This is a genomic window from Veillonella dispar (genome assembly GCF_937975875.1).
GTDB lineage: Bacteria > Bacillota > Negativicutes > Veillonellales > Veillonellaceae > Veillonella > Veillonella dispar_B.
Genome location: NZ_CALJSP010000169.1, coordinates 1 through 12268, shown reverse-complemented (window position 1 = coordinate 12268; position 12268 = coordinate 1). Strand labels below are relative to the sequence as shown.

The window sequence follows — 12268 nt, the reverse complement described above, 5'->3', positions numbered from 1 at the left end:
TCGAACCCAGGAGACGCATTTCCAACACCTGACTCACGAAAAGCCAGATAAGCACGAGTACCATCTGTTTTTACTACAACGCCATGAATAGCAAGAGGCATAGCAACCCAATGGTATTTTTTAATGCCTCCATAGTAATGAGTATCCCAAAACACGAGATTGCTATCTTCATATTGTGGGTTTTGTTTTACATCGATACGTGGAGAGTCAATATGAGCACCTAAGATATTCATACCCAATTCAATATCATCAGTACCAATATTAAATAAAGCAATGGATTTATCCATATGTGTGTAATAAAGCTTGTCCCCAGCTTTGATTGGTGTATTGGATTTAATAATATCTTTTAAATTTACATATCCTTTTGCTTCTGCAAATTCAACGGCCTGTACAACACATTCACGTTCTGTTTTACCATTATCTAAAAATTGACGATATGTATCACTTAAGGCATATACCTTTTCCATAGTGGCATCGTCGTAATTATGCCATGCATATTTGCGTTCCATAATCTATCCTTTCTAAATGCTCACAAGCTAATAATTAAGAAACTATAGATGTGAACAGGAATTAATAAAATTATTTTTGGCGGTCCTTTTCTAGTTCCGCCCGGCGAAATTCCAAATATTTTCGCTCTTTCTCTCGATTAATTTCAGACTTCTGAGTATATAGAGAACGAATTTCGTCCGTACAATGCGTTAATACCTTTGTAACGTAGAATTTAGTACTACCGGACTTAATCGTATATTTTCCAACTTTAAGTTGCACTGCAAAATCGCCATGTTTAGGACCAACGCCTATAGCGAGATGCTTATCACCTTGCAATCGTTCTGGCCGCGTCATTTCCAAGCGGGTCTGACAATACGGGCAGAATGATAATCGAACCCTTCTATCATGAACAATGCGCTTCTTTTCAGGGAAGTTCTCATACATAAAGAACGTTAAAATTGGTGGATATAAGAAAGGATTACTACTTTCCTTTCGAATTAGATCATAATGTAAAATACCTTGTTGTATATCTAGCTTTTGACATATATGAGCCGTAAATACAGCATCATGTAATGCATTATGAGCAGATAAATGCTCCGTAGATATATTTAGGTCCTCCATGGCATGAGCCACAGAATACTGTTGACTCGTACCATATCGCTGATAAGCATAAATCATCTGTGCATCTACCCATTGATCATAAGATGAAGCTTTCATCCTATGAAGCATTAGATTTTCACGCAATATGAGAATGTCATCAGACCCCCAAGATAACAACATATACTCATCACCACACCAATTTTGAAAGTACTGCATAGCCGTCTTAAAGGGCACACCATGATCGAGTTCTCGTGATGTAATACCTGTCAATTCACGGACATGTTTATGCATCCGTGGCAGGTATTGTGGTTTGATGAACATTGTAAAATGATCTACAATGTCCATCTTTTCATTCAGTTTTACCGCTCCGATTTGAATGATTTCCCCTGTTAGTGGCATTTTTGTGCGCTTCATAAAGCTAATGTCATTGCTATAGGGTTGATTCCACTCTAAATCAAATACAATATAGTTCATATGTTTATTTCGATTCTGAAAGCAATGTTTCCGCTGCTTTAATAACCTGCTCTTCAGAAATTACGGACAAGCCTTTATAATTTCCTTCTTTAATAATCTTTTTCATGCTTTTACCAACCTCATAGGAGTCCATCGTTTCCAGAACGATAGCATGAGCTTGATATGGACCATAAAAGAATGGATTTGATGGACCGTAAAGCGCCACAATTGGCACCTTTTGGCTGATGGCCACATGCATAGGACCAGAGTCATTTGTAATCAATAGATTACAGCGGCTCATTGCCGCTGCCAACGGTCCTAACTGGAATTTTCCGGTAGCCACAATCGGTTTCGTTTCCATTTGTTCTACTACAGGTTGCACCATTTCGAGATCCATAGGGCCGCCAAAGAATACTGTTTTATACCCTAAATGACCCACATAATCAGCTACATGGGCAAATCGTTCAGCAGGCCAGCGTTTCTCAGGAACAGCACTACCAATATTAAAACCGATGAGCGTATCACTATCTGTTAAACCATGACTAGCATAGAACTCCTGAGCCTCACGGCGCCATGCCTCACAAGTTTCAATATGTAAACCAGAGTTAGAAATATCCGTTACACCTAATTGTTCTAGTACATTGATGTACATATCTGCAGCGTGGCGAGTTTTACGGTCTAGACGGGTATACTTTGTCATAAACGGTCTAAATAAAAAATGACTCATACCAGTCGTAATGGGCGCATGAATCTTCCAGGCTAAATAGGAAGTACGTTCATTAGGATGTAAATTGATAACGATATCAGGTTTACCCTTTGCATTAATCTCTCGAGCTATCTCATTGAGCCCAGAAATACTATTATGACGCCCCTTTTTATCTACAACGATAAGTTCATCAATATTTGGATTATATTGCATCACTTGTTGCAGTTTTTCATCTATTACATATGTAATATGACTATGTGGAGCCGCTTTACGTAGCACCTCTAAGAATGGAGTCGTTAAAATAACATCACCTAAGTGCATGAGAAAGGTGACCACAATGCGTTTATAATCAAGTTCCATTATAGTTCCTTTCCAATTACTTGCTCATATACAGACCACACAGCATCTACAGGAATTTGAGCCATACAATCGGGATCATCTACTAATGGCTGTTCAGGTGTAGCCTTTGATGTAGGTGAAATAATAAGATGTACATGACTCCCTCCATATGGACCAGTTCGTTTTGGAGATGTGGTTCCAAATAATGCAATCAAAGGCCGCTTCAGAGCATTAGCAATATGCAAAGGGCCCGTATCAGCACTGATGAAAATTTCACAGTGTCGAATCAACTCAATTAGCTCTGGCATGGATGTAGACCCCACTAAGTTGATGAGATTCTTATTTTTCACATAGTTTTCTATGAAAGCTCCTTTTTCTGCATCATCAGGAGCACCGGCAATAACAACTTTTTTACCAGACTCACATAAACGGATACATAGCTCTCCAAAGTTAAGAAGAGGCCATTCCTTAACGATCCAGCGAGCACCAGGAACAACAACTATATAATCTTCGTCAACGCCATGACAAGCTAACTTCTCTTTTACGGACTTCTCCGCATCTACGTAGGCAGGCATAGGAAATTCTATACTATCTACGTCACCACCGAGCGCTCGAACAGTATCTAAATAGCGTTCAATGACATGGTCGTATTTATGCTCCCCTACTAGAGCTTTATTAACTAAATTACTACCTTCACGAAGCTCCCAGTAACCATATTTCTCAGGAGCCCCAGATAGTAAAGATACAATGGCACTCTTTGCAATACATTGTAAGTCCAATGTCATATCAAAGTGACGACTATGTAACTCCTTACGTAATTGCCATAAATAGGCAGGCTTTTTAAGTTGTTTCTTGTCGATAATGATAACATCATCTACCCATGGTGTACCTGGCAGAAGGCTAGCAAATTGCTCGTGAATAGCCCATGTAATATGCGCATTAGGCCAATTTTTACGCACTGCATACAAGGTAGGTAATGCATGAATCACATCACCTAAGGAACTCATCTTTATGATGAGTATATTCTTGTAGTCTTTCATATAGCCTCCCCAAATACAACACCACAACTAAACAACCTTATATCACCTTAAAACAGACATAAGTTAAAAGTAAAACAAAGTAATGGTAATAATTAACTAAATAATAGTCTTAATAAAATCTAACAGATTTGTACCTGTAAATAGATATCCTTTTACACCAGCTGCTTCTGCTGCATCAACATCGCGCTGACTATCGCCAATAAGAAAACTAGCTTTAGGATTTACATCATAATCCTTAATAGCTTGATTAATCATGCCAGGCTTTGGCTTTCTGCATTCACAATCGACAGCATACAGAGGTACAGAGCCTTCTTTATGATGAGGACAATAATAAAAATGCAAAATCGGTGCCCCACTGCGATCTAGTTCATGAGCCATGTGATCATGTAAAATCTGAACATCAGATTCCTTATAATAACCTCGAGCGACCCCACTTTGATTGGTCACTACAATGAGGTCATAGCCCTTGCTATACGCATAAGCTAGTGCCTCTTTAGCACCATCTACCCACTCTAAATCACTGATTTTATATAGATAGCTAACGTCTTTATTAATAACGCCATCGCGATCTAAAAATAACACCTTGCGCATTAACGTAAATACCCTTCGTTATTATCGAGTAATTCACAATATTCCTTAACAGCATCTTCCATTTTATGGAACCCTTTATCATAACCAGCAGCCAATAATTTAGTAGTATCAGCCTCTGTAAAGCTTTGGTATTTACCTTTTAATACCTCTGGGAATGGAATGTATTCAATTTTACCTTTGCCGTTGTAGTCAATAACAGCTTGCATAAATTGATTAAAGCTATGAGCATTACCTGTACCACAGTTAAAAGTACCAGAAATTTCAGGGTGTTCCCAGAAATAGAAGTTTACATTAACTACGTCTTTAACATAGATAAAGTCACGTGTTTGACCACCATCTTCATAGCCATCTGTACCTTCAAATAGATTGATAATACCAGTTTCTTTATTTTTATAGAACATTTGGCGAACTAAGGAAGCCATTTTATCTTTATGAGCCTCATTAGGACCATATACATTAAAGTAACGTAAGCCTACTACTTGAGCTGTATATTCACCTTCATATTTACGCACGTAACGGTCAAACAACAATTTGGAGTACGCATATGGGTTAAGTGCTTCTTCAGCTTCTGGTTTTTCTACGAAACCATTTTTACCATTACCATAGGTAGATGCAGAGGATGCATAGATGAATGGAATACGATGGTCTTGGCAATAGTGGAATAGATTTTTAGAACCTTCATAGTTATTCTTCATCATGTATTTGCCATTATATTCCATTGTGTCCGCACAAGCGCCTTCGTGGAATACAACTTCGATAGGACCTACATCGAATGTACCATCAGCAATAGCACAATCAAAATCATCACAATCGATATAATCCAAGAATTCTAAATTTTGAATATTTCGGATTTTACGACCATCTGTAAGATCATCAACAATAAGAATATCTGTACGACCGCGGTCATTTAACGCTTTCACAATATTACTGCCGATGAAACCAGCACCGCCTGTTACGATAATCATAATTTACCCTCCTTAGCCATAGTAGCTATTTTCCCTACAATATCGGATGTAGAGTAACCTTCTTTAAATGAAAGCACCTCTACATGATCTACGGACTCACGTCCAATAATATCTTCTATCTTATAATCGCCGCCCTTAACTAGCGTATTAGGACGCAAATAAGCTAATAGTTCAGCTGGTGTATCCTCTTCGAATAAAACCACACCATCGATACAACGCAACGCACTTAATAATGCTGCGCGATCTTCTTCACTTACGATGGGACGTGTTTCGCCCTTTAGACGTCTAACAGAAGCATCGGAATTCAAACCAATAATTAGATGATCACCTAATTGAGCTGCCTCTTGTAAGTACGTAATATGTCCACGATGAAGAATGTCAAAGCAACCATTTGTAAACACAACAGTTTCACCCTTGTTTTGCCATTGTGTAATAAGCTGCTTCATCTCTTCCTTTGTGTATAAAGGCTTCGATTGAACACTATGCTTATATGAATGCCATAAATCCAATAGTTCAGAACGATGAATTGGATATGTACCAACCTTGGATACGACAATGCCTGCTGCACCATTTGCAATATGTAATGCTAAACGCATAGATAGGCCACTGGCAAGGCATGTCATCATCATGGATACAACCGTATCACCTGCACCACTTACATCGAATACCTCTTGTTGTGTGGCAGGATTATGCCATGTACGGCCATCCTTTGCAATAACAGTGATCCCTTTTGCGGAACGAGTAGCCACAATGTACTCTAAATCAACATTAGCCAGTACTGACTTAGCTGCTTCAACAATAGTGGTATCATCATTTTCTAATTTACGACCTACACATTCACCTAGTTCTTTTACATTTGGTGTAATGCATGTGGCACCGTTATATTTAGACCAATCAGAACCCTTAGGATCTACGATTGTTTGTACGCCATACTCCTTAGCTAAACTAAAGATTTTTTTTAGCAATGTCGGTGTACAAACGCCTTTACCATAGTCAGAAACAACAATGCCATCGATACCCGCTTTACAGAGATTTTCCAACCATGTAGATAGTTTCTGTTCTTCATGGATTGTCAAATCTGTTATGGTTTCAAAATCTAAGCGCATCATCTGCTGACGATCACCTAAGATGCGCATCTTAGTAATAGTAGATCGATCGTCGCTCGTCAATAAACCTGTTGTATCAATCTTATCTGCATCAAGTAACTGTTGTAATAAACGACCATGGTCATCATTACCAGCAATAGCACCGAGATATACTGTGCAATCTAAATTTGATAGGTTCGACGCAACATTACCAGCACCGCCAAGCACTTCTTTCATCTTTGCCACGCGGTTAACAGGAACCGGTGCCTCTGGAGAAATACGACTTACATCACCAAAAACATAACGATCTACCATAACATCACCTATAACGGCAATCTTTAAATTTGGTAGTTGCTTTGTTAAAAATTGATTAATGGTAGCATTTATCATAATCCACCTATTCCTTACCACAATATACATGCATAACGACTTACATAAAATACTTGGCATCAAACATGTATCTATTTATACATAAGACCGTAACGGTTAATAATCTTCTTCAATAATTTCACACATGATATGACCAGCCAAAATGTGCATCTCTTGAATACGAGCTGTTACATTACTTGGAATGGCTAATGTAATATCACATAATTCAGCTAGCTTACCACCGCCTTCTCCGGTGAAAGCAATGGTATGCATACCAATAGAACGGGCCATTTCTGCAGCTTTCACAACATTCTTGGAGTTCCCAGATGTAGAAATACCAATAAGAACATCACCTGTACGGCCTAGTCCCTCTACTTGACGTGCAAAAACAGATTCAAAATCATAGTCATTGGCAATCGCTGTTAATGCAGATGTATCAGTAGTTAATGCAATCCCTGCAAGAGAGCGTCGTTCCTTTTTAAAGCGACAAATCAATTCCGCCGCTAAATGTTGAGAATCTGCAGCAGAACCACCATTACCACAGAATAAAATCTTATTGCCATTTTCTAAAGCAGCCTTACAGCGATAGGCAATCTCTTGAATGGTATCCATATGCTCCATCGTTCTACCAAAAACCTCAAGATGCTCGGTAAAACGATCTGCAATGATTGGATTTAAATCAGTCATTATAAAATCTCCTTTAATAGTCTATCTGCATTTTTCCAGAACAATTTCTCACATTGCTCCACAGATAAACCGGCCTCTTTAAATGCATCATATAATCGATGCATTTCAGAAGCATCTTTAATTTCTGTATCTGGCTTAATACCATCAAAGTCGGTTCCTAATGCCACAACATCTTCCCCGCCCTTATTGATGAGATATAAGCCGTGTTTTACGATATCTTCAATCCGACTTATGGGTGATGTACCTAAAAAAGATTGAGCAAAATTAAGGCCTATAACGCCACCCTTATTGGCAATCAGCTTAATTAGATTATCCGGTAAGTTTCTTGTATGGGCTGTAACTTCGCGCGCATTCGAGTGAGATGCTATGAAAGGTACATCTAAAATATCTCCTAATTGCTCTGTACCTGCATCATTTAAATGAGAGCAATCAACGATAATTCCTAAATCTTGCATAGCCTCCACAAATTCAACACCTTTCGGTGTTAATTTTTTATGCTGGTCACCACAATGAGGCTCACCCAGTCCATTCGGATAATTCCAAGTAAGCGTAATAAGTCGAACACCATCTTGATAAGCTTGTCTTAGTTTATCTAAATCGCCGCCTAGTACGCCGCCTTCTTCGATAGACATGAGGGCTCCAATCTTACCAGACTCATACACAGACTCTATATCTTGATAAGAGAGCACATGTTGTATGTGCTCTCCATAATGCTGAATTTGTAATGTACATAAATTACGCATCGCTTCATAACGACCATAAGGGTCGTTTGTTTCACCAAGATTGATAAAAAGTGCAAAATCTTGCACCTTGCTGTGAGCCTTTTGCAACTTTTCTATATCGATTTTCCAAGTATTACGATACAGGTCCCCACTACTAGGATGGTCTATTAATTTCATTATCGTATCGCAGTGTAAATCTATCATAAAGCCTCACATGTAATATTAGTAATTAATTACGTTTTGGTTTTTTAGCATCTAGTTTCTTTAATGCTTTCAGTTCTTCCATAAAGCTATCAATATTATCAAACTTACGATATACGCTAGCAAAACGAACATATGCAACTTGGTCAATATCTTTTAATTGTTGCAATACAAGTTCGCCAATGCGATCCGTAGTTACCTCTTGATTGATTTCATTTCGAATATCGCGCTCTACATCGTTAACCACTTGTTCCATCACGGACATTGGTACGGTGCGTTTATCACAAGAACGCAATAAGCCATTTAATAATTTACCGCGATCAAATAATTCACGACGTCCGTTTTTCTTTAATACCATAAGTGGTACTTCTTCTATAATTTCATAGGTAGTAAAGCGACGGCCACAATTGATACATTCGCGGCGACGGCGAATACTATTACCTTCATCAGTCGTTCTAGAGTCTGTTACCTTCGTGTCTGTGTGTTGGCAATAAGGACATCTCATCTGTTACTACTCCTTTTTCTAATAATCACTCTAAAATAGTGCATAATACGCCCATTTTCTCTACTATATATAGTACCATGAAACCCCTTAAAATACAAAGAATCCCTAGGATTTCCTAGGGATTCTTCCATTATTCTACAGTATTTTATTTTATGAAATACTTTAGAAATAATATTTTTAATTTTACCTGAGATTATAACTATCGTTTTGGAGCATCTTGAACGCGAAGCAAGCAGTCGCCAGATTCGATACGGCTACCTTCACGAACTAGAATTTCTTCTACGATACCATCGATAGGAGCTGTAATTGTTGTTTCCATCTTCATCGCTTCTGTAACGATTAATGGTTCACCTTTAACTACAGATTGACCATTCTTAACGAGGATCTTAACAACAGAACCGGACAATGTAGCACCGATTTCGCCAGGATTAGATTCATCTGCTTTACGACGAACAACACCTGTAGTCTTAGCATGTTTATCATGAACTTTAATGCCACGAGGTTGACCATTGAACTCGAACAATACGATACGGTTACCATCTTCATCAGGATCGGATACACCATTCATCTTAATAATTAATGTTTTACCTTTTTCGATAGTTACTTGGATTTCTTCACCACGTTTCATACCGAAGAAGAATGTTGGAGTATCGAGTACAGATACATCACCAAAGTCTTTTACAAATTTATTGTAATCTTGGTATACCTTAGGATATAAGCAGTATGCGCTAATATCTTCATCAGTTGTATTAGCACCCATTTCACTTAATTCATGACGAACATGTTCGAAGTCTGTTGGAGGTAATACTGCACCAGGACGAACTGTAATAGGTTTAGCACCTTTTAAGATGATTTTTTGTAACTCTTCAGGGAAACCTTGGTATGGAGTGCCAAGACGACCTTCAAAGAATTCTACTACGGATTGAGGGAAGTCTAATACATCGCCTTTTTCGTAAATATCTTTTTCAGTCAAGTTGTTTTGTACCATGTACAATGTCATGTCGCCTACAACTTTAGAAGAAGGTGTTACTTTAATGATATCGCCAAACATCATATTTACTTGATGATATACTTTTTTGATATCATTCCAACGATCACCAAGGCCTACCATCTTAGCTTGTTGTTGCAAGTTGGAGTATTGGCCACCTGGCATTTCATGTTGATATACTTCAGTGTTAGGATATGCTTCTGCTTTATCCACACCTTTGTAGTATGGACGAATGCTGCCAAAGTAATGAGACATTTCTTCCATGTAGTCAATGTTCATGTCAGGTTGACGGTCATGGCCACTCAAAGCATAGTACATAGAGTTCATGCTAGGTTGAGATGTGCCATTAGCAAATGCAGAGTATGCCAAGTCGATAACGTCTACACCAGCATCTACAGCACGACCATAAGAGTAGATAGCATTGCCAGAACCTTCATGAGTATGTAAATGAATTGGCGCTGTTACAGCATCTTTTAATGCAGATACAAGATTATAAGCTGCTTGAGGTTTTAAAAGACCTGCCATATCTTTGATAGCAATAATATTAGCACCCGCTTTTTCAAGCTCTTTAGCCATATTTACATAGTAACCTAAATTGTATTTAGGACGGCTACTATCAAGAATATCACCTGTATAGCACAATGCTACTTCAGCAATTTTATTTTGTGCACGTACTTCATCAATAGCTACATGCATATTATCAAGGCTATTTAAGCTATCAAATACACGGAATACATCAATGCCGTTTGTAGCAGCACGTTGGATAAATTGACGAACTACATTGTCTGGATAGGATGTGTAACCTACTGCATTTGCACCGCGAATCAACATTTGAAGCAATGTATTTGGTACTTCACGACGGAACATGCGTAAGCGTTCCCATGGATCTTCATGTAAGAAGCGATAGGATACGTCGAATGTAGCACCGCCCCAGCACTCTAATGAGAATAAGTTAGGAACACCTTTCGCAGCATGACCAGCTACGCGTGCCATATCAATTGTACGTAAACGTGTAGCAAACAAGGATTGATGAGCATCACGCCATGTAGTATCTGTAAAGAATACTTGTTTTTGGTCAGATAACCATTTACTGAAGCCTTCTGGACCTAATTCATCAAATTTTTGTTTTGTACCAGCTGCAGGAGATACATCTAAATTAGATGGCATTTGAATTGGTTCAAAATCAGGTACTTCTTGAGGGCCTGCACCAGAGTAACCATTGATTGTTACGTCTGCAATGTAACGCAATAATTTAGTACCGCGGTCACGGTCAGGTTTCAATTCGAATAATTCTGGATGATCTTCGATGAAGTTAACAGTGTAGTTACCGCTTTGGAATTCAGGATGTTCAAGAACGTTAATCAAGAAGTGAATATTTGTTTTAACGCCACGAATACGGAATTCTTTCAAGCAACGAAGCATTTTACGAATCGTTTCTTCATTGTTAGGACCAAATGCAGTTGCTTTTACAAGTAAGGAATCATAGTAAGGTGTTACTACGGCACCTGTGAAAGCATTACCAGAGTCTAAGCGGATACCAAAGCCACCGGAGCTACGGTATGCCAAGATTTTACCTGTATCAGGCATGAAGTTATTTTTAGGATTTTCTGTAGTGATACGACATTGAATTGCAGTCCCTTTACAAGGAACTTCATCTTGTGCAGGAATGCCTACTTCTGGGCTATGTAAGTCATAACCTTCAGCAATACGGATTTGAGAATGAACAATATCAATATCTGTAATCATTTCTGTTACAGTATGTTCTACTTGGATACGAGGGTTAACTTCGATGAAATAGAAGGAACCATCAGCAGTTACCAAGAATTCTACAGTACCCGCATTAACGTAGCCAACATTTTTCATGATTTTTACAGCTGCATCACATACGGCTTTACGAGTTTCCAATGGCAATGAAAAAGCTGGAGCCATTTCAACAACCTTTTGGTGACGACGTTGTACAGAGCAATCACGTTCATGTAAATGAACTACATTACCATGTTCATCACCAAGGATTTGTACTTCAATATGTTTAGGTTCAACGATAAGTTTTTCTACATATACATCATCATCGCCAAAAGCAGCTTTTGCTTCAGATTTAGCGCGATCATATGCATCACGAAGATCTTCTTTGCGATGAACCTCACGCATACCACGGCCGCCACCGCCATTTACGGCTTTAATCATCAATGGGAAACCATGAGTATTTGCAAATTCTTCTAATTGTTCAAAATCACGCAAAGCCCCATCTGAACCAGGGATCATTGGGATATCTGCCAATTTAGCTTGTGCACGAGCATTAACCTTATCACCGAACATATTCAAATGTTCTACATGAGGTCCAATGAAAATGATACCTTCTTCACCACAACGACGAGCGAACTCTTCGTTTTCAGATAAGAACCCATAACCTGGATGGATAGCATCAATATCATGTTCTTTTGCAATACGGATAATATCTTCAATATCAAGATATGCTTCAACTGGTTTTTTACCTTCCCCTACGAGATAGGCTTCATCGGCTTGGTTAC

The 12268-nt window shown here is 38.5% G+C and carries 11 protein-coding genes and 1 pseudogene; all 12 read right to left on the bottom strand.

Translation table 11 applies throughout. The features are described from left to right. Window positions 1-64, bottom strand: a 64-nt coding sequence (locus tag Q7P05_RS09640; protein ID WP_369680439.1) for a hypothetical protein, incomplete at its 3' end; no start/stop codon positions are given. Then, a pseudogene (locus Q7P05_RS08340) lies at window positions 54-509 on the bottom strand (aminopeptidase); the annotation flags it as partial. The gene Q7P05_RS09640 and the pseudogene Q7P05_RS08340, both read right to left, overlap by 11 nt. Window positions 510-579: 70 nt before the next feature. Continuing rightward, window positions 580-1563: an exonuclease domain-containing protein gene (locus Q7P05_RS08335; protein ID WP_369680438.1), complete on the bottom strand. Its 984-nt coding sequence runs from the start codon at window positions 1561-1563 to the stop codon at window positions 580-582. 4 nt (window positions 1564-1567) lie between these two features. After that, a complete protein-coding gene (locus Q7P05_RS08330; RefSeq protein WP_303931594.1) occupies window positions 1568-2608 on the bottom strand; it encodes a glycosyltransferase family 9 protein in 1041 nt (346 codons plus the stop codon). Beyond that, complete coding sequence (locus Q7P05_RS08325; protein WP_303931593.1) at window positions 2608-3627, bottom strand: glycosyltransferase family 9 protein; 1020 nt, start codon at window positions 3625-3627, stop codon at window positions 2608-2610. The genes Q7P05_RS08330 and Q7P05_RS08325 overlap by 1 nt, the downstream gene beginning before the upstream one ends. A gap of 96 nt (window positions 3628-3723) precedes the next feature. Further along, window positions 3724-4218: an HAD family hydrolase gene (locus Q7P05_RS08320; RefSeq protein WP_303931591.1), complete on the bottom strand. Its 495-nt coding sequence runs from the start codon at window positions 4216-4218 to the stop codon at window positions 3724-3726. Next, window positions 4218-5183: an ADP-glyceromanno-heptose 6-epimerase gene (rfaD, locus tag Q7P05_RS08315; protein WP_303931589.1), complete on the bottom strand. Its 966-nt coding sequence runs from the start codon at window positions 5181-5183 to the stop codon at window positions 4218-4220. Before rfaD ends, Q7P05_RS08320 begins: the two co-directional genes overlap by 1 nt. Further along, window positions 5180-6658, bottom strand: a complete 1479-nt coding sequence (rfaE1, locus tag Q7P05_RS08310; RefSeq protein ID WP_039969236.1) for a D-glycero-beta-D-manno-heptose-7-phosphate kinase — start codon at window positions 6656-6658, stop codon at window positions 5180-5182. The genes rfaD and rfaE1 overlap by 4 nt, the downstream gene beginning before the upstream one ends. A gap of 96 nt (window positions 6659-6754) precedes the next feature. Further along, a complete protein-coding gene (gene gmhA / locus Q7P05_RS08305; RefSeq protein ID WP_005386896.1) occupies window positions 6755-7324 on the bottom strand; it encodes a D-sedoheptulose 7-phosphate isomerase in 570 nt (189 codons plus the stop codon). Continuing rightward, entirely contained in the window at window positions 7324-8250 is a 927-nt protein-coding gene (locus tag Q7P05_RS08300) for a dipeptidase (protein ID WP_295825399.1), read from the bottom strand. The genes gmhA and Q7P05_RS08300 overlap by 1 nt, the downstream gene beginning before the upstream one ends. 25 nt (window positions 8251-8275) lie before the next feature. Beyond that, complete coding sequence (nrdR, locus tag Q7P05_RS08295; protein WP_024065834.1) at window positions 8276-8752, bottom strand: transcriptional regulator NrdR; 477 nt, start codon at window positions 8750-8752, stop codon at window positions 8276-8278. Window positions 8753-8951: 199 nt separating this feature from the next. After that, the coding region (locus Q7P05_RS08290) for a pyruvate carboxylase (protein WP_303931586.1) at window positions 8952-12268 on the bottom strand (3317 nt) is incomplete at its 5' end.